Source organism: Streptomyces sindenensis (genome assembly GCF_014649035.1).
GTDB lineage: Bacteria > Actinomycetota > Actinomycetes > Streptomycetales > Streptomycetaceae > Streptomyces > Streptomyces sindenensis.
Window position 1 is genome coordinate 101442 of the sequence record NZ_BMSG01000003.1, and the last position, 18910, is coordinate 120351.

General features: G+C 71.6%; 16 protein-coding genes and 1 riboswitch. Of the genes, 12 read left to right on the forward strand and 4 right to left on the reverse strand.

Annotation, left to right across the window (positions count from 1 at the left end):
• The first annotated feature begins 19 nt into the window (after positions 1 to 19).
• The 5 genes from qcrC to IE145_RS05670 all read left to right on the forward strand — a co-directional run bounded on the left by qcrC (position 20) and on the right by IE145_RS05670 (position 6522).
• Complete coding sequence (gene qcrC / locus IE145_RS05650) at positions 20 to 829, forward strand: cytochrome bc1 complex diheme cytochrome c subunit (RefSeq protein WP_189519430.1); 810 nt, start codon at positions 20 to 22, stop codon at positions 827 to 829.
• Positions 826 to 1878 carry a cytochrome bc1 complex Rieske iron-sulfur subunit gene (qcrA, locus tag IE145_RS05655; RefSeq protein WP_189519432.1) on the forward strand — a complete coding sequence of 351 codons (1053 nt, stop codon included), beginning with the start codon at positions 826 to 828 and terminating at the stop codon, positions 1876 to 1878. The genes qcrC and qcrA overlap by 4 nt, the downstream gene beginning before the upstream one ends.
• Positions 1875 to 3524, forward strand: a complete 1650-nt coding sequence (gene qcrB, locus IE145_RS05660; RefSeq protein ID WP_189519434.1) for a cytochrome bc1 complex cytochrome b subunit — start codon at positions 1875 to 1877, stop codon at positions 3522 to 3524. The genes qcrA and qcrB overlap by 4 nt, the downstream gene beginning before the upstream one ends.
• A 124-nt stretch (positions 3525 to 3648) precedes the next feature.
• The gene (trpD, locus tag IE145_RS05665; protein ID WP_189519436.1) at positions 3649 to 4713 is read left to right on the forward strand and encodes an anthranilate phosphoribosyltransferase; all 1065 of its coding nucleotides are present in this window, start codon (positions 3649 to 3651) and stop codon (positions 4711 to 4713) included.
• A 96-nt stretch (positions 4714 to 4809) separates the two neighbouring features.
• Positions 4810 to 4927: riboswitch (SAM riboswitch) on the forward strand.
• Positions 4928 to 5103: 176 nt separating this feature from the next.
• Positions 5104 to 6522, forward strand: a complete 1419-nt coding sequence (locus tag IE145_RS05670) for an aminotransferase class V-fold PLP-dependent enzyme (protein WP_189519438.1) — start codon at positions 5104 to 5106, stop codon at positions 6520 to 6522.
• Between the two features lie 64 nt (positions 6523 to 6586).
• Here the strand turns inward: IE145_RS05670 and IE145_RS05675 are convergent, their stop codons facing one another.
• Positions 6587 to 6868 carry an Lrp/AsnC family transcriptional regulator gene (locus IE145_RS05675; protein ID WP_065488891.1) on the reverse strand — a complete coding sequence of 94 codons (282 nt, stop codon included), beginning with the start codon at positions 6866 to 6868 and terminating at the stop codon, positions 6587 to 6589.
• A complete protein-coding gene (locus tag IE145_RS05680) occupies positions 6865 to 7614 on the reverse strand; it encodes a rhomboid family intramembrane serine protease (protein ID WP_189519440.1) in 750 nt (249 codons plus the stop codon). Before IE145_RS05680 ends, IE145_RS05675 begins: the two co-directional genes overlap by 4 nt.
• Before the next feature lie 194 nt (positions 7615 to 7808).
• Here IE145_RS05680 and IE145_RS05685 point away from each other — a divergent pair, with 194 nt between their 5' ends.
• The 5 genes from IE145_RS05685 to IE145_RS05705 all read left to right on the forward strand — a co-directional run bounded on the left by IE145_RS05685 (position 7809) and on the right by IE145_RS05705 (position 13335).
• Complete coding sequence (locus IE145_RS05685) at positions 7809 to 8051, forward strand: hypothetical protein (protein ID WP_003969643.1); 243 nt, start codon at positions 7809 to 7811, stop codon at positions 8049 to 8051.
• Between the two features lie 37 nt (positions 8052 to 8088).
• On the forward strand, positions 8089 to 9450 hold the full coding sequence (locus tag IE145_RS05690) for an NYN domain-containing protein (protein ID WP_189519442.1): 1362 nt from the start codon (positions 8089 to 8091) through the stop codon (positions 9448 to 9450).
• Between the two features lie 293 nt (positions 9451 to 9743).
• A complete protein-coding gene (locus tag IE145_RS05695; protein WP_189519444.1) occupies positions 9744 to 10769 on the forward strand; it encodes a C40 family peptidase in 1026 nt (341 codons plus the stop codon).
• Between the two features lie 264 nt (positions 10770 to 11033).
• Positions 11034 to 12062, forward strand: coding sequence for a C40 family peptidase (locus IE145_RS05700; RefSeq protein WP_189519446.1), 1029 nt, complete (start codon positions 11034 to 11036; stop codon positions 12060 to 12062).
• A 16-nt stretch (positions 12063 to 12078) separates the two neighbouring features.
• On the forward strand, positions 12079 to 13335 hold the full coding sequence (locus tag IE145_RS05705; protein ID WP_189519448.1) for a hypothetical protein: 1257 nt from the start codon (positions 12079 to 12081) through the stop codon (positions 13333 to 13335).
• On the opposite strand, the gene IE145_RS05710 is transcribed toward IE145_RS05705, so the two are convergent.
• The gene (locus tag IE145_RS05710; RefSeq protein ID WP_189519450.1) at positions 13311 to 14570 is read right to left on the reverse strand and encodes a glycosyltransferase 87 family protein; all 1260 of its coding nucleotides are present in this window, start codon (positions 14568 to 14570) and stop codon (positions 13311 to 13313) included. The two genes, IE145_RS05705 and IE145_RS05710, sit on opposite strands and share 25 nt — an antisense overlap.
• 108 nt (positions 14571 to 14678) lie before the next feature.
• On the opposite strand from IE145_RS05710, the gene IE145_RS05715 reads away from it, so the two are divergent.
• Positions 14679 to 15821 (forward strand): glycosyltransferase family 4 protein, encoded by a 1143-nt coding sequence (locus IE145_RS05715; protein ID WP_189519452.1) that lies wholly within the window; start codon positions 14679 to 14681, stop codon positions 15819 to 15821.
• A 103-nt stretch (positions 15822 to 15924) separates the two neighbouring features.
• Here IE145_RS05715 and IE145_RS05720 read toward each other — a convergent pair whose 3' ends face one another.
• Complete coding sequence (locus IE145_RS05720; protein WP_189519454.1) at positions 15925 to 17721, reverse strand: AMP-dependent synthetase/ligase; 1797 nt, start codon at positions 17719 to 17721, stop codon at positions 15925 to 15927.
• 279 nt (positions 17722 to 18000) lie between these two features.
• Between IE145_RS05720 and IE145_RS05725 the strand changes: the two genes are divergently transcribed.
• A complete protein-coding gene (locus IE145_RS05725) occupies positions 18001 to 18807 on the forward strand; it encodes a metallophosphoesterase family protein (RefSeq protein WP_189519456.1) in 807 nt (268 codons plus the stop codon).
• The last annotated feature ends 103 nt before the right edge of the window (positions 18808 to 18910 follow it).

Below are 18910 nucleotides of genomic sequence, written 5' to 3' on the forward strand. Positions count from 1 at the left end.
CCTGACACCGGGGTAATCCGTGAAAAAGCTCTCCGCACGACGACGCCATCCGCTGGCGGCGGTCGTCGTACTACTCCTCGCGCTGGCGGCTACCGGGGGGCTGTACGCCGCGTTTGCGCCTGCGGGCAAGGCGCAGGCCGATGAAACCGCCCAGTCCCTCGCCATCGAAGAGGGCAAGAAGCTCTACGCCGTAGGCTGCGCCAGCTGCCACGGAACCGGCGGTCAGGGCACCACCGACGGGCCGTCCCTCGTGGGCGTGGGCTCCGCCGCCGTCGACTTCCAGGTCGGTACGGGCCGCATGCCCGCGCAGCAGCCGGGCGCCCAGGTACCGAAGAAGAAGGTCATCTACAGCCAGGCTGAGATCGACCAGCTCGCGGCGTACGTCGCGTCGCTCGGCGCCGGTCCGGTCACCCCGACCGACAAGCAGGTCGACCCGGCGGGCGCGGACGTCGCCAACGGCGGCGAGCTGTTCCGCACCAACTGCGCCCAGTGCCACAACTTCACCGGTAAGGGCGGAGCCCTGACGGAGGGCAAGTATGCACCGGACCTCGAAGGTGTGAGCTCGAAGCACATCTACGAGGCCATGCAGACCGGCCCGCAGAGCATGCCCTCCTTCCCCGACACGGTGATGCCGGAGCAGGAGAAGAAGGACATCATCGCGTACATCGAGTCCGTGAACGGTGACGAGACGGAGAGCCCCGGCGGTCTGGCCCTCGGCGGCCTCGGTCCGGTCAGCGAAGGTCTGTTCGCCTGGATCTTCGGGCTCGGCGCGCTCGTCGCAGTCGCCGTTTGGGTCGCGGCCCACACCGCTAAGGCCAAGAAGTCATGAGTAGCCAACAGATTCCAGAAGACAGCCTGCCCGCAGTGCAGGAGAACGCGCACGGCGCGGTCGAGGGTACGGACGACCCGTTCGCCGACCCGGGGCTGCCGGCCCACCAGCCGCGCATCCAGGACCTCGACGAACGCGCCGCGAAACGCTCCGAGCGGGCCGTCGCGCTCATGTTCACCCTCTCGATGCTGGCGACGGTGGGCTTCATCGCCTCCTACGTCATCTTCCCGGTGGACAAGATCGTCTACATCTGGCCGTTCGGCCATGTGAGCCCGCTCAACTTCTCCCTGGGTCTCACCCTGGGCGCGGCGCTCTTCTTCATCGGCGCGGGAGCCGTCCACTGGGCGCGCACCCTGATGTCCGACGTCGAGGTCGCCGCCGAGCGTCACCCGATCGAGGCCACGCCCGAGGTCAAGGCCCAGGTCATGGCCGACTTCAAGGCCGGTGCCGAGGAGTCCGCGATCGGGCGCCGCAAGCTGATCCGCAACACCATGTTCGGTGCGCTGGCCCTGGTGCCGCTCTCCGGTGTGGTGCTGCTGCGCGACCTCGGTCCGCTGCCGGAGAAGAAGCTCCGCAAGACCCTCTGGGCGGAGGGCAAGGAGCTCATCAACATGAACACGATGAAGCCGCTGCGCCCCGAGCACATCACCGTCGGGTCGCTGGCCTTCGCCATGCCCGAGGGGCTCGACCCGGAGGCGCACGACTTCCAGACGCAGATCGGCAAGGCCGCCCTGATGATCGTCCGCATCGAGCCGGGCGACATCAAGGACAAGCGCCAGCGTGACTGGGCCCACGAGGGCATCGTCGCGTTCTCCAAGATCTGCACCCACGTCGGCTGCCCGATCAGCCTGTACGAGCAGCAGACGCATCACGTGCTCTGCCCGTGCCACCAGTCCACCTTCGACCTCTCCGACGGCGCTCGCGTCATCTTCGGTCCGGCCGGCCACCCGCTTCCGCAGCTGCGGATCGGTGTCAACAGCGAGGGCAACCTCGAGGCGCTCGGCGACTTCGACGAGCCCGTCGGTGCTGCCTTCTGGGAGCGCGGATGAGTACTGCGACGAAAAACCCCTCCGCCGCCGAACCGGCGAGCGGGCGCAAGGCTCCGGCCGGTGAGCGGGTTGCCGACTGGGCGGACGGCCGGCTGGGCATCTACGGCCTGGCCAAGGCCAACATGCGCAAGATCTTCCCGGACCACTGGTCCTTCATGCTCGGTGAGGTCTGCCTCTACAGCTTCATCATCATCATCCTCACGGGTGTGTATCTGACGCTGTTCTTCCAGCCGAGCATGGGCGAGATCGTCTACCACGGTCCGTACGAGCCCATGCAGGGCATCCGGATGTCCGAGGCCTACGCCTCGACCCTGAAGATCAGCTTCGAGGTCCGCGGTGGTCTGCTCGTCCGGCAGATCCACCACTGGGCCGCGCTGATCTTCCTGGCCGGCATGTTCGTGCACATGATGCGCGTCTTCTTCACGGGCGCCTTCCGCAAGCCGCGCGAGATCAACTGGCTGTTCGGCTTCCTGCTGTTCGTGCTCGGCATGTTCACCGGGTTCACCGGCTACTCCCTCCCGGACGACCTGCTCTCCGGTACGGGTGTCCGCTTCACCCAGGGCGCGATCCTGTCCGTGCCGATCGTCGGTACGTACATCTCGATGTTCCTGTTCGGCGGCGAGTTCCCCGGCCACGACTTCGTGGCCCGGTTCTACTCGATCCACATCCTGCTGCTGCCGGGCATCATGCTCGGCCTGCTGGTGGCCCACCTGATCCTGGTCTTCTACCACAAGCACACGCAGTTCGCGGGTCCCGGCCGGACCAACAAGAACGTCGTCGGCATGCCGCTGCTGCCCGTGTACATGGCGAAGGCCGGAGGGTTCTTCTTCCTCGTCTTCGGCGTCATCGCGATCATCTCGGCCATCGCCACGATCAACCCCATCTGGGCGCTCGGCCCGTACCGGGTCGACCAGGTGTCCACCGGCGCCCAGCCCGACTGGTACATGGGCTTCGCAGAGGGTCTGGTGCGTGTGATGCCGGGCTGGGAGATCAACCTGTGGGGCCACACACTCGCCCTCGGGGTGTTCATCCCGCTGGTCGCCTTCGGTCTGGTGCTCGGTGTCATCGCGATGTACCCGTTCGTCGAGTCCTGGATCACCGGCGACAAGCGCGAGCACCACATCCTGGACCGCCCGCGCAACGCCCCGACCCGTACGGGCCTCGGAGTCGCCTGGATCACGGCGTACTTCGTCGGTCTCGTCGGCGGTGGAAACGACCTGTGGGCCACGCACTTCCACCTGTCGATCAACTCGATCACCTGGTTCGTCCGGATCTTCTTCTTCGTCGGACCGGTCATCGCGTTCATCGTCACCAAGCGGATCTGCCTCGGCCTCCAGCGCCGCGACAGGGAGAAGGTGCTGCACGGTCGCGAGACCGGCATCATCAAGCGCCTGCCGCACGGTGAGTTCGTGGAGATCCACGAGCCGCTCAGCCCGGAGCAGCTGCACACGCTCACGGCGCACGAGCAGTACAAGCCGCTCGAACTCGGCCCCGCGGTCGACGAGAACGGCGTCAAGCGCAAGATCTCCCCGGTCCAGAAGCTGCGCGCCAAGCTCAGCAGGGGCTACTTCGCCGACGGGAACCAGATCCCCAAGGCGACCGCCGAGGAGTACAAGGAGATCAGCGAGGGCCACGGCCACCACTGATCGCCTGACCTGATCGCCACCGCGAGAGCCCCGTCCATTCGCTGGACGGGGCTCTTCGCGGTCCCCGGGGCTGGATAGGGTGGAGCCCGACCCTTCTTACCGGCTGTGGACCCTGGAGCGGACCATGAACGTTGTGACCCCGAACGGCGGCGACAGCGTGGCGGACCGCTCCTGGCCCGGCCTCCTGAACCCCCTGCTGCGCGGCGAGAACCTCAGTTCCCAGGAGACCGCCTGGGCCATGGACCGCATCATGAGCGGCGAGGCGACCGACGCGCAGATCGCCGGGTTCGCCGTGGCGCTGCGGGCCAAGGGCGAGACCGTCGACGAGGTCACCGGCCTGGTCCGCGCGATGTACGCCCACGCCAACACCATCGAGGTGCCCGGCCGCACCGTCGACATCGTCGGCACCGGCGGCGACCTCGCCAAGACCGTCAACATCTCCACCATGTCCGCGATCGTCATCGCCGGTACCGGCGCCAAGGTCGTCAAGCACGGCAACCGGGCCGCGTCCTCCGCGAGCGGTTCCTCCGACGTACTGGAGAAGCTCGGCGTCAACCTGGAGCTGACCCCGCGCCGGGTGGTCGAGGTAGCCGAGCAGGCCGGCATCACCTTCTGCTTCGCCGTGAAGTTCCACCCCGCTCTGCGGTACGCCGCCAAGGCCCGCAAGGAGCTCGGCGCGCAGACCACGTTCAACATCCTGGGCCCCCTCACCAACCCGGCCCAGGTGCGCTCCCAGGCCGTCGGGGTGGCCGACGCCCGGATGGCGCCCATCGTCGCGGGCGTGCTGGCCGAACGGGGCAACTCCGCCCTCGTCTTCCGCGGCGACGACGGGCTCGACGAGCTGACCACCACCGCCACCTCCCGGGTCTGGGTGGTGCGCGACGGCGCGGTCCGCGAGGAGGTGTTCGATCCGCGGGACGTCGGGCTGCCCATCGTCCCGGTCGAGGCGCTGCGCGGCGCCGACGCCTCGTACAACGCCGATGTGGCCCGCCGCCTGCTGGACGGTGAGACGGGCGCGGTACGGGAAGCGGTGCTGCTCAACACGGCGGCGGCGCTGGTCGCCCTGGACCCCGGCCCCGGCACGCTGACCGAGCAGCTCGCGGCGAAGATCGCGGTGGCGGCCGAGTCCATCGACTCGGGGGCGGCCAAGAGGGCCCTGGAGCGCTGGGTGACGGCCAGCAACGCCTGAGGGCGACCCCCGGGGCACATGGTGTGAGGCAGGGCGCAGTCCGGAATCCGGACTGCGCCCTTGCGCGTGTGCCTACGTATGGCAAGATGCTGCGCAGGTCATGAGTGACAGCGACTACGGCCCCGGCCCGCTGTCCGGCAACCCTCCGTCCGTGGCGGGGTGCCCCGGGTGAAGACCAGGCCGCAGGCAGCGAGGTCTGCGGCAAGCGCGGGCCCCTCGGCATCCAGTGGATGTCAGCCCCCGGGGTCCTGGTCCCTAGGGAGCCTCTTGTGAGCAAGCGAATGCGTTAGGGCCGACCGCCCTTCTTCAGCGCACCCTTTTCCTTTTCTCTCCGCGCCGCCGCGTATCCGCGGGCGCGTGGGTTTCGCCTGCCTGTTACGGGAGTTCGCCATGTCTGTCTCCACCGCTGCCCTCGGCCCGTCGGTTTGTGCCGCCCTGACCGTTCTGGGGCGGGACGTCACCGTTCCGCTCGTCACCGGCGGTGAGGTCACCTACGCCGCGCTCGACTACGCCGCCAGCGCGCCGGCCCTCCAGCGGGTCTGGGACGACGTCGCCGCGTACGCCCCGTACTACGGCAGCGTCCACCGCGGTGCCGGCTACCTCTCGCAGCTCTCCACCGACCTCTTCGAGAACAGCCGCCGCACGGTCGCCGAGTTCCTCGGCTGCCGCGCCGAGGACCAGGTGGTCTTCACCCGCTCCACGACCGACTCCCTCAACCTGCTGGCCGCCGCGCTCCCCGCGAACTGCCAGGTCTTCGTGTACGAGACCGAGCACCACGCCTCCCTGCTGCCCTGGCGGAACGCCCGGGTCACCTACCTCGACGCACCCCGCACCCCGGGCCAGGCCGTCGAGACCCTGGAGCGCGCGCTCGCCGACCGCGACCCCTACGGCCCCGCCCTCGTCTGCGTCACCGGCGCCTCCAACGTGACCGGTGAGCTGTGGCCCGTGCGGGAACTGGCCGCCGCCGCCCACGCCCACGGCGCCCGCATCGTCCTGGACGCCGCCCAGCTCGCCCCGCACCACCCCGTCGACATCGCCGAACTGGACGTCGACTGGGTCGCGTTCTCCGGCCACAAGCTGTACGCGCCGTTCGGCTCCGGGGTCCTGGCCGGCCGCGCCGACTGGCTCCGGGCCGCCGAGCCGTACCTCGCCGGCGGCGGCGCGTCCCGCAAGGTCGCGCGGCGCGCCGACGGCGGCGTGGACGTCGACTGGCACACCACCGCCGCCCGCCACGAGGCCGGTTCGCCCAACGTCATCGGCGTCCACGCCATCGCCTCCGCCTGCAAGGCCCTCACCGAGGCGGGCTTCGACAACCTGGTCGCCCGGGAGCAGGAGCTGGTCTCCCGGGTGCGCGAAGGGCTCGCCGAGGTCCCCGAGGTGCGGGTGCTCTCGCTGTTCGGCGACGACGCGCCCCGGGTCGGCGTCATCTCCTTCGTCGTGCGCGGCTGGAACAGTTCGCACTTCGCCGCCGCCCTCTCCGCCGAGTACGGCATCGGCGTCCGCGACGGCCTCTTCTGCGCCCATCCGCTCGTGCGCACCCTCCTCGGCGGCGACCCGCAGGAGCCGGGGGAGTGCGGCGCGCCCGAGGCCGGGCCGGGCGAGCGGAGCGAGGTGGGGGTCCCTCCGGCCGAAGGCCGGGGGAGGTCGCTCAACGCCATCCGGGTGAGCTTCGGGGCCGGTACGCCCGACGAGCACATCGACCGCTTCCTGCGCGCGGTCCTTGAGCTGGTGCGCGAGGGCGCCCAGTGGAAGTACCGCACCGAGGACGGCCGCTGCGTCCCGGACCGCGGCGAGGCCGCGCGGGTCTGAGGCCCGGAAACCACGTCGGCCGGGGACGGGCGCGCTGCCCGCCCCCGGCCGAGGGGTGCCGGAGTTACGCGTCGAGGCCGATGGCGAAGGCCGCTTCCAGGTCGTGCTGGGAGTACGTACGGAACGCCACATGGGTGTCCGTGCCCTCGACGCCCGGGATCTTGCTGATCCGGCCGGGGATGACATCGGCGAGGTCGTCGTGGCGGGCTACCCGGACCATGGCGATCAGGTCGTAGGTGCCGGTGACGGAGAAGACCTCGCTGACACTGTCCAGCGCGGCGATGGACTCGGCGATCTCCGGAATCCGGTCCACACTGGTCTTGATGAGCACGATCGCGGTGATCACGGCTGGCTGTCTCCCTCGGTGGCTGGAACCTTCACTCTAGCCCTCCGCCCATAGCCCACCCAGGCGCAGAGGAACCCCGCCGCGAACCCGGCCACATGCGCCAGATACGCCACGCCCGGCCCCGCGTCCGCCCCTTGCGCCGCCGCCCACTGGAGGGCGAACCAGAAGATCAGCACGATCCAGGCGGGAAAGCGCAGCGGCAGGAAGAAGAGGAACGGGAACAGGCTGGTCACCCGGGCCTTGGGGAAGAGGTACAGGAACGCGCCCAGCACCGCCGAGATCGCCCCCGACGCCCCGACCAGCGTCTGCCCGGAATCCGCGTGCGCCGCCGCGTAGCAGACCAGCGCCACATAGCCGCAGCCCACGTAGAACAGCGCGAACCGCACCCGCCCCATGCGCTCCTCGGCCATCGCGCCGAACACGTACAGGAACAGCAGGTTCCCCAGCAGGTGCAGCCAGCTGCCGTGCACGAACAGCGCCGTGAACGGGGTGATCAGGGCGTGCGCGGAGCCCTCCCACAGCTCGGCCGGGATCACCCCCCACCGCTCGAAGTACGCGGCCTGCGCGGCGATCAGCGCCTCCTCGCTCCGGTGGGCGGCGCCGCCGAACCCGGAGAGCGGGCTGATCAGGAAGACCACCCCGCAGACGCCGATCAGGCCGTACGTGACCGGGGCGCCGCTCCTCACCGCCGCGTCCCGGATCCTCCCCGCCGTGGTCCGCCAGTCGGCCTGCCGCCACTCGATCATGTACAGAGCATGACGTACGGGTCGAGAACGGGACGGAGCGCCTCGCCGTGCCCATGCCTATACGCGAGGCCGTAGGGTTACGCCAGGACTTCCGCAGTTCGACGGCGCACCGCGAGATCCTTGACGTAGACAGGTGGAGTCGCGGCGGCGCGCCCGGCGCGGGCTCCCGGAGACGACGAAAGAGGACGCAAACGATGACGACGGTTCCCCTGCCGACGGACTCGACCCGCTGGCGCTGCACCCTGTGCGGCAACCTCACGCGCTTCGACGTGACCCGCTCCTCCAAGGTCGTGGAGTACGTGCACCTCGACCTGGCCGGTGAGTCGAGTGTCGAGGAGCGGGAGGTCGTCAGTGAGACCATCGAGTCGGTCCGCTGCCGTTGGTGCAACGCGGTGGACCAGATCGAACTGGTGGACAGGCCGGGTGCCGCTTCCTGAGGGAGCGCACCCTTCGACATATATGGGGTGACGGACGGTGGATCAGCCGACCAGCGGCGCCGGACCGGCCGATGAGGCCGGCGGCGGTGCAGAGGTGCTCGGCCGTCCGCTGCCCGAGGGTGTGCGACGGCGGGTGATCGCGCTGGTGTCGGACGCCTTCGGCGCCCTGACCGTCGCCGAACTGCCCGCCCAGCTGCGGCAGTACGCCCGGTTCACCCCGACCCGGCGGGCGAAGTTCGCGGGGAACGCGATGGCCGCCGCGCTGGAGAGCGACGCCGTCTTCCGGCAGCGCATCGGTGAGCGGCTCGGCCAGTCCCAGCCCGAGCTGACCGGTGCGCTGGAGGCGGGCGCGCCGCCCGCCGCCGCCGACCCCCTCGACGTGGCCGCGGCCGCCTACGTGCTGCGCCCGGCCGGCTGGGTCAAGCTGGTCGAGTCGGCCGGCGAGGAGGTCCAGCGCGCCGACGCGGAGCGGGCCGACGAGGAGACCCGTCGGGAACGGGACCACCTGCGCGAGGAGCTGGAGCGGGCCCGCGCCCACACCCGTACCGAGACCGAGCGGCTGCGCACCGAGCTGGAGGCGGCCCGCAAGGAGTCCGAGTCGCTGCACCGCAAGCTGCGGAGCGCGCTCAGCGAGGTGAAGCGCGGTGAGGCGGCCCTGCGCCGCAGCGCCGCCGAGGCCGACGCCGTACGGGCCGAGTCGGCCGCCCAGCTCTCCGCCCTGGAGAGCGAGTCGCGCCGGCTCAAGGCGCGGCTGGGGGAGGCCGAGGCGGCCCTGGAGGCGAGTCGCCGGGCCGCCCGGGAGGGCCGCTCGGTGGAGGACATGCGGCTGCGGCTGCTCCTGGACACCGTGCTGGACGCGGCCTCGGGGCTCCGGCGGGAGCTGGCGCTCCCTCCGGCGACCACCCATCCCGCCGACACCGTGGACGCGCTGGAGCCGGGCCGGATGTCGCCCAAGGACATTGCCGCGCGCGCCCTTTCGGAGACCGACCCGGCGCTGCTGGACCAGCTGCTGGCGCTGCCGCAGGCGCATCTCATCGTGGACGGCTACAACGTCACCAAGACCGGCTATCCCCAGATGCCGCTGGAGAAGCAGCGGTTGCGGCTGCTGGGCGGGCTCTCGGTGCTCGCGGCCCAGACCGGCGCGGAGATGACCTGTGTCTTCGACGGGGCCGAACTGGCCGCCCCGGTGCTGCTCGCCCCGCCGCGCGGCGTACGGGTGCTGTTCAGCAAGCCCGGCGTCACGGCGGACGAGGTGATCCGTCAACTGGCCCGTGCGGAACCGGCCGGGCGGCCCGTGGTGGTCGTCTCCACCGACCGCGAGGTGGCGGACGGTGTGGCGAAGGCCGGGGCGCGACCGGTTGCGTCCGTGTTGCTCCTCAAGCGCCTTTCGCGCGTCTAAAGGGGTTTGGGTGTCATGTGTGACATGCCGGTTTTCTGGGAACGTACCGTCAAGTCGCCGCTACACCCGGTGGGGTGAGAGTAAAGAGTTGCCTGGTGTGACGAGAAAATTCCTGTGAGGATTTGAACTGATCACAAGATGGTCACTAGGGTCAGGCCTCGAACCTTCGCACGGTTGATCACCCATTGGGGGTGACGGCGAAGGAACCGCCGAGTCCGTCATGTGCACGGAGCCGGGGATTCTGTCCCCCACAAGCCCGGTAGGCGGCTCTGAGGAAGAAGGAGCTCGCCTTCGTGGCGTCCCACCGTCGTCCCAAGCAGCCGAGCCGCACCCGCGTGACCGTGCTCACCGCGACCGCCGCCGCGGCCGTGGCCCTGACCTCCCAGGCCGCCCACGCCGACCCCAAGCCGAGCAAGAGCGAAGTCAAGGCGAAGGTCGACAAGCTCTACCACGAGGCCGAGGCCGCCACCGAGAAGTACAACGGGGCCAAGGAGCAGCAGGACAACCTGAAGAAGGAAGTCGACGCGCTCCAGGACAAGGTCGCCCGCGGCCAGGCCGAGCTCAACACGCTCCGCACCGAGCTGGGTTCGATCGCCACCGCGCAGTACCGCTCCGGCGGCATCGACCCGTCGGTCGCCCTCTTCCTCGCCTCGGACCCGGACAGCTTCCTGGACCAGGCCTCCGCGCTCGACCAGCTGACGGTCAAGCAGACCGAGGCGCTGCAGAAGATCCAGTCCAAGCAGCGCACCCTCGCCCAGCAGCGCAAGGAGGCCCAGGACAAGCTCGGCGACCTCGCCGACGTCCGCAAGGCCCTCGGCGAGAACAAGAAGAAGTACCAGGGCAAGCTGGCCGACGCCCAGCGGCTCCTCAACACGCTGACGCAGGCCGAGCGGGCCAAGATGCAGCAGGACGAGCAGCGCGCCAGCCGTGCCGCCAGCGACCGGGTCGAACTCGGCAACGAGGCCCCCGCGTCCAACCGCGGCGCCGCCGCCCTGGCCGCCGCCGCCACGCAGATCGGCAAGCCGTACGTCTCCGGCGGCTCCGGCCCCAACTCCTACGACTGCTCCGGGCTGACCCAGTGGGCCTTCGCCCAGGCGAACGTCCACATCTCCCGGACCACGTACACCCAGCAGCACGACGGCCAGCGGATCGGCCGCAGCCAGCTCAAGCCGGGCGACCTGGTCTTCTTCAACGGCCTGTCGCACGTCGGCTTCTACGCCGGCAACAACCAGATCCTGCACGCCCCGAAGCCGGGCACCGTCGTCCGCTACGAGTCGATGGACTACATGGGCACCTTCCAGTTCGGCGTCCGCGTCTGACCGGTCCGCTCCGGGCGGCACACCATGGCACGCCCGAACGAGGGAATCGCCGCGCCCCGCACTGACGCCCCCGCCCCGCCGGAGACCAAGGTCACCGGCGGGGCGGCGGCTTCCGGGCCCGTCCTGCGCCACCGGCGCGGTCTTTGGCCGCCGCGTAGTCGTCCGATTACTGTCTGGCTGCTGCGCAGCTCCCGGACTCCGTCCGCCCGCCCGGGTGGCAGGGACTGCGCACCACCGCGTCAGCGGAAGGGAGTGCGGCTACCAGTGGTGTCCCATCGCCGTTGCACACAGTCCGGCTTCACCAGAGGCGTCCGGGTCACGGTCGTCTCGGCGGCCGCCGCCACCGCGGCCGCCACCCTGACCGGGGCCCCGGCGAGCGCCGACCCGAAGGACACCCGGGAGAGCGCCAAGGCCGCCGTCGACCGCCTCTACGAGGAGGCCGAGCGGGCCACCGAGCGGTTCAACGCGGCCGGGGAGCGCGTGAAGGTGCTGCGCGGCGAGGCGGACCGCGCCCAGGACGCCACGGCCCGGGGCCAGGAACGCGTCAACGAGATGCGCAACGCGCTCGGCGCGATGGCGGGCGCCCAGTACCGCACCGGCTCCATCGACCCGTCGGTCGCCCTGCTGCTCTCCGCCGACCCGGACACCTACCTGGAGCAGGCCGCCGCCCTCGACCGGGCGGGCGCCCGTCAGGCGATGACCCTGGACAAACTGCGGCACGCGCAGCGAAAACTCGCCCAGAACCGCGCCGAGACCACCCGAGCCCTGACCGACCTGGAGCGCAACCGGGCCGCCGTCAGCCGGCACAAGCGCGCCGTCGAGTCCAAGCTCCGCGAGGCCCGCCGGCTGCTCGACTCGCTGCCGCCCGAGGACCGCGCCTCCTTCGACCGGGCCTCCCGCTCCGGCCGCGAAACACTGCCCGACCTCTCCGGCGTCGCCCCCGGCTCGGCCCGCGCCGTCGCCGCCGTCGCCGCCGTCCACCGGGCACTCGGGAAACCGTACGTCTGGGGCGCCAACGGGCCCTCCGGATTCGACTGTTCCGGCCTGATGCAGTGGGCCTACGCCCAGGCCGGGGTGAGCCTGCCCCGCACCTCCCAGGCCCAGCGCTACGCGGGCCGCATGGTGCCCCTCTCCCAGGCACAGCCCGGCGACCTCGTCGCCTACCGGGCGGACGCCAGCCACATCGGCATGTACGTCGGCAACGGCCAGGTCATCCACGCCCCCTACCCGGGCGCCGCGGTCCGCTACGATCCGGTCGGCATGATGCCCGTCTCCTCCGTCACCCGGATCTGACCGTACGATCGGCAGGGTGGCCGTACGAGAACGTGACGCGCGCGGGGGAGACCCCCGGGGACGGCGGCGTGCGGCGGGCCTGCTGCTCGCCGCGCTCCTGACCGCGTCCGCCTGCACGGCCTCCACCGACCCGGACCCCCTCCTCACCACCGGGGCCCTCGACGCCACCCTGGAGCGCCGCGCCGCGGCCGTCCTCGCCCACGACCCGGCGGGCTACCTCGACGGCCTCGCCCCGGACGCGGCGAAGTTGCGGGCCGCCCAGCGCACCGAGCTGGAACGCCTCGCCGACGTGCCGCTGAAGTCGTGGACGTACGACGTCAAGGACATCACCGAGCAGGACGGGCGGTGGGCCACCGCCGAGGTGGAGCTCCGCTACCGGATCGACGGCTACGACACCGCCCCGGTCGCCACCCGCCGCGTCCTGGAGCTGATGCGCGACGGCGACCGCTGGTACATCACCGCGGACCGGCCCGCCAAGGGCGCCTCCGGGCAGCTGTGGCAGCAGGGGGACGTGGAGGTCGTCCGGGGCGCCCACAGCATCGTCCTGGGCGTAGGACGGGGCGAGGAGGAGCTGCGGCAGATCGCCGACACCGTGGACCTCGCCGTACCGGCCGTCTCGGACGCCTGGCCGCGCCCCTGGAACCGCCGTGTGGTCGTCCTCGTCCCGGACTCCGTCGCGTCCATGGCGGGGCTGCTCGGCTCGCCGGAGGCCAGCTACCGGGGCATCGCCGCCGTCACCACCGGCGAGGTCGGCGGCACCGGCGAGCGCCCCGCCATCGCCGACCGGGTGATCGTCAACCCACAGGCGTACGCCACCCTGGGCAGCTTCGGACAGCGGATCGTCCTGACCCATGAGACGACCCATGTCGCCACCCGGACCAGCACCTCCACCGCCACCCCCGTCTGGCTCTCCGAGGGCTTCGCCGACTGGACCGCCTACCGGGGCGAGGACCGCGCCGCCGACACCATCGCCCCCGAACTGGCCGAGGCCGTCCGCGGCGGCCGGACCCCCGCCGAACTCCCCGCCGACCCGGACTTCGGCTTCGACGGCGACCCGGCGAAGCTCGCGGGGGCGTACGAGGGCGGCTGGCTGGCCTGCGAGCTGATCGCCGAGCGCTGGGGCAAGGAGAGGCTGATCGCCTTCTACGAGACCGTCGGCGCGCACGACGGGCGCGAGGGAGCGGTGGAGAAGGCCCTGAAGGCGGTGCTCGACACCACCCTGGAGCAGTTCACCGCCGACTGGCGCGACTACCTCGCCACCCGGCTCGGCTGACCCCCGGCCGCTCCCCGCGCGGCCTCCGCACGCGGCCCGACCGGCCGGTCCGGCACCGTCGACCGCCACAGCCGCCGCGCCGCGATCAGCGAGGCCGCCACCAGCAGCCCGTTCCGTACGACCAGGAGCGTCACGCCCCACGCTTCGCTCGCCACCACACTCCCGAAGCCGATCGGGAACTCCAGCAGCGTCACCCCCGCCGCCACCAGCACCAGGACCGCGGGCAGGGCCATCGCCGTCCCCCGGAACACCAGGCACACCGCGGCCAGACCGACCAGCCACACCACGTACTGCGGGCTGATCACCCGGCTGGTCACCGTGAACAGCAGCACCGCCGTGAACGCCGCCTCGGCCGGAGTGCGCACCGCGAAGAGGCGCGCCCGCAGCCGCCACAGCAGCAGCCAGCCCAGCGCCAGGACCGCGAGCCCCAGCGCCAGCGCCGACACCAGCTCCACGTGCGGCCCCACGAACTCCACCGAGCCGTAGCGCAGCTCCACCCGCCCCGCCCAGCCGAACTGCCGGGCGATGTGGAAGACCAGCGCCCCCAGCGACTCGATCTCGGTGCCCCGGTCCCGCTGGAAGGCCAGGAACGCGAACGCCCCGGGCATCCACAGCGCGAACGCCACCGTCAGACCCGCCGCGCTCAGCGCCGCCGAGGTCCAGGCCGCCCGGGTCGGACGCCCCTTCCGCACCCCCACCAGCAGCAGCGCCGGCCACCCCTTCAACAGCGCACCGAACGCGGCCAGCGCCCCCAGCGCCCGGGGCCGGCGCACGCCCGCCAGCAGCGCCGCCACCGCGACCGCCGTCACCATCAGGTCGTAGCGGGCGTAGACCGTCGGGCCCAGCAGCGGCACCCCCGCGACCCACACCCAGGCGCCCGCCGCCCGTATGCCCGGCCGCCGCCCCGCGTACAGCAGCAGCCCCAGCACCAGCGCGTCGCAGACCAGCACCAGGACGAAGAACGCGGTCGCGTACTCCCAGGACGGCAGCAGGGCGGGGGAGAGGATCGCCAGGGCCGCCCCCGGCGGGTACTGCCAGGTGACGTCGTCCAGCGGGTACGTGCCGGTCAGCAGGACCTCGTACCAGCCCCGGTAGATCACCGAGACGTCCACCGTGACGTCCGGGCCCGCCACCGTGACCACCTTGAACACGCAGGCCAGCAGCCAGCCGCGGGTCAACGCCCAGACCGCGTACGGCCACGGCCCGGTGCCGGTGGGTGCTCGTCCCGTCGTCATCGCCGCCCTCGTCGTCGCTCGTCCCCGGCCGCCCCCTCCGGCCGTTCATGATGCCGTCGGGAGAGGGCGTCAGCGGTGAAGCGCGGCCGTTCGGTACTGTCGGCGGCGATGGACAAGACCTTGATCGTGACCAACGACTTCCCGCCCCGCCCCGGTGGCATCCAGGCGTTCCTGCACAACATGGCGCTGCGGCTGGATCCCGAGAGGGTCGTCGTCTACGCCTCCACCTGGAAGCGCGGCGAGGAGGGCGCGGCGGCCACCGCCGCCTTCGACGCCGAGCAGCCCTACCCCGTGGTCCGCGACCGGACGACGATGCTGCTGCCGACCCCGCGCGTCACCCGCCGGGCCGCCGAGCTGCTGCGCGAACACGGCTGCGCCTCCGTCTGGTTCGGCGCCGCCGCCCCGCTCGGCCTGATGGCCCCGGCGCTGCGCCGCGCGGGCGCGAGGCGGCTGGTGGCCACCACCCACGGCCACGAGGCGGGCTGGGCGCAACTGCCCGCGTCCCGGCAGCTGCTGCGCCGGATCGGGGAAGGCACGGACACGATCACCTATCTCGGTGAGTACACCCGCTCCCGGATCGCCGCAGCGCTCACCCCCGACGCGGCCGGCCGCATGGTCCAACTGCCGCCCGGCGTCGACGAGAAGACCTTCCACCCGGGCTCCGGCGGCGACCGGGTGCGGGCCCGGCTCGGGCTGACCGACCGCCCGGTGGTCGTCTGCGTCTCGCGACTGGTGCCCCGCAAGGGCCAGGACACGCTGATCCTGGCCATGCCCGCGATCCTGGCGCGGATTCCGGACGCGGTGCTGCTGATCGTCGGCGGCGGCCCGTACGCCAAGGACCTGAAGCGGCTGGCCGAGGAGACCGGGGTGGCGGACTCGGTGCGGTTCACCGGGCCCGTGCCCTGGGCCGAACTGCCCGCGCACTACGGGGCGGGGGACGTCTTCGCGATGCCCTGCCGGACCCGGCGCGGCGGGCTCGACGTGGAGGGCCTGGGCATCGTCTACCTGGAGGCGTCGGCGACCGGGCTGCCCGTGGTGGCCGGTGACTCCGGGGGCGCCCCGGACGCGGTGCTGGACGGCGAGACCGGCTGGGTGGTGCGTGGCGGCAGCCCCGAGGAGTCGGCGGACCGGATCGTCACGCTGCTCGGCGACCCGGAGCTGCGGCAGCGGATGGGGGAGCGCGGCCGGGCCTGGGTCGAGGAGAAGTGGCGCTGGGACCTGCTGGCGGAGAAGCTGAAGACGCTGTTGTGACCGTACGGGGGGCGGCCGGGGCTGACCCCGCCGCGCCGCCCTCTGAGCCGTACGCGAAGGGGCCCGCGCTTGTCGGAAAGCGCGGGCCCCTTCGCCGTACCCCTCAGGCGCGGTAGATCGACTCCACCTCGTCCGCGAAGTCCTTCGCCACCACGTTCCGCTTCAGCTTCAGCGACGGGGTGATGTGGCCCGCCTCCTCGGTGAACTGGGTCGGGAGGATACGGAACTTGCGCACCGACTCCGCCTTGGAGACCGCCGCGTTGCCGTCGTCCACCGCCCGCTGCACCTCGGCCAGCAGCTCCGCGTCCTCGCGCAGCGACAGGGCCGTCGAGCCGGCCGGCTTGCCGTTCTCCTCGGCCCAGCGGCTCAGGAACTCCTCGTCCAGGGTGACCAGCGCGGCGACGAACGGGCGGCCGTCGCCGACCACCATGCACTCGGCGACCAGGGCGTGCGCGCGGATCCGGTCCTCGATGACGGCCGGGGCGACGTTCTTGCCGCCCGCCGTCACGATGATCTCCTTCTTGCGGCCGGTGATCGCGAGGTAGCCGTCCTCGTCGAGCGTGCCGATGTCCCCGGTGTGGAACCAGCCGTCGGCCAGCGCCTCGGCGGAGGCCGCCTCGTTGTTCCAGTAACCGGTGAACAGGTGCTCGCCGTGCAGCAGGACCTCGCCGTCGTCCGCGATCCGGACGACCGAGCCGGGCAGCGGCTGGCCGACCGTGCCGATCTTCGGCCGGTCCCACGGGTTGAACGCCGTGGCCGCGCACGACTCGGTCAGGCCGTAGCCCTCCAGAACCGTGAAGCCGATGCCCCGGTAGAAGTGGCCGAGCCGCTCGCCCAGCGGGGCGCCGCCGGAGATCGCGTACTCGCCCCTGCCGCCGAGCACCGCGCGGAGCTTGCCGAAGACCAGCTTGTCGAAGAGCTTGTGCTTGAGCTTCAGACCCAGCGTGGGGCCCTGCGGGGTGGACAGCGCCCGGCTGTAGGCGATCGCCGTGTCGGCGGCCCGGTCGAAGATCTTGCCCTTGCCGTCGGCCTGCGCCTTGGCGCGGGCCGCGTTGTAGACCTTCTCGAAGACCCGGGGCACACCGAGGATCAGCGTCGGCCGGAACGAGGCCAGCTCTTCGGTGAGGTTCTTGATGTCGGGGACGCAGCCGAGCTTGATCGGGGCCATCACCGAGGCCACCTCGACCAGCCGGCCGAAGACGTGCGCGGCGGGCAGGAACAGCAGCACCGAGCACTCGCCCGTACGGAAGAGCGGCTTCAGCCGCTCCACCACGTTGCCGCACTCCGCGAAGAAGCTGCGGTGGGTGAGCACACAGCCCTTCGGGCGGCCCGTGGTGCCCGAGGTGTAGACGATCGTCGCCGGGTCGTCCGCCTTGGCGCTGACCATCCGCAGGTCCATGGTCTCCTCGGAGACCTCGGCACCCGCCTCGCCGAGCGCCTCCATGGCACCCGCGTCGATCTGCCAGACATGTGCCAGCTCCGGCAGCGAGTCCCGTACGGAGGCCACGGCCGCGGCGTGCGCGTCGCTCTCCACGAGCACCGCCACCGCCCCGGAGTCACCGAGGATCCACTGCACCTGCTCGGCGGAGCTGGTCTCGTACACCGGCACGGTCACCGCGCCCGCGCTCCAGATCGCGAAGTCCAGCAGCACCCACTCGAAACGGGTGCGCGACATCAGGGCGACCCGGTCGCCGGGCTGCACCCCCGAGGCGATCAGCCCTTTGGCGGCGGCTCTGACCTCAGTCAGGAACTGGGTGGCGCTGACGTCCGTCCAGACGCCGGCCACCTTGCGGCTCATCACCGCGACTTCGGGATGCTGAGCGGCATTGCGGCGGATGAGATCCGTCAGGTTGCCGTCCGTCGGGACCTCGTACAGGGCCGGAAGGCTGAACTCGCGCAAGACTGCTGCTCCTCATCGGGCTCCGGTGCCACGGCTCTGTGTGACGCACCGGCTGCGGTCCAAGAATGGCGGGTGCTCAGTGGGGGTGAGCACGACTGGACTGCCCGGACGTTACCCACCGGTACTCGGTTCCGGATAGGGGGTTCCGGCCAGATGTCTTATGCATCACACATGCGGGTGGCCCTTTCGCGCACAGTAGTGCACTGCCGTCCCGACGTGGAAGTAACCGCAGGTCCGGAGGGTCTACCAGGGGCCGGAGGGGCGCTCTAGGGTGATCGCATGCGAGGTAGCGAACCGGACAGCCGGGGCTCGGCCACCAGGCCGACCCGGATCCACGTGGTCAGCGACGTGCACGGAAACACCGAAGCCCTGGCCCGCGCGGGGGACGGCGCCGACGCGCTGATCTGCCTCGGTGACCTGGTGCTCTTCCTCGACTACGCCGACCACTCGCGCGGCATCTTCCCCGACCTGTTCGGCAAGGAGAACGCGAGCCGCATCGTCGCCCTGCGCACCGCCCGCCGCTACGACGAGGCCCGCGCCCTCGGCCGCGAGCTGTGGGCCGGCCGCGACCGCGACACCGAGATCCTCGGCGCCGTACGCAGGCAGTACGCCGAACTCTTCGCGGCCTTCCCCACCCCGACGTACGCCACCTACGGCAACGTCGACGTCCCCCGCCTCTGGCCCGAGTACGCCCGCCCCGGCACCACCGTGCTCGACGGCGACCGCGTCGAGATCGGCGGCCGGGTCTTCGGCTTCGTCGGCGGCGGCCTCAGGACCCCGATGAACACCCCCTACGAGATCAGCGACGAGGAGTACGCGGCCAAGGTCGAGGCGCTCGGCCCGGTCGACGTCCTCTGCTCGCACATCCCGCCCGAGGTGCCCGAGCTGACCTACGACACCGTCGCCCGCCGCTTCGAACGCGGCAGCACCGCCCTGCTGGACGCGATCCGCGCCACCCGCCCCCGATACGCGCTTTTCGGCCATGTTCACCAGCCGTTGGTCCGCCGGATGCGCATCGGTACCACCGAGTGCGTCAACGTCGGCCACTTCGCCTCGACCGGAACACCCTGGGCGCTGACCTGGTGAGCGCGGGCGGCCGGGGCGTGGACCGGAGCGCCCCGGGCACGCGATAGCCTGCACAGCGGCAGGCTCCTGCCGACAGCGACCGGAATCACCGCACTGGAGGGCC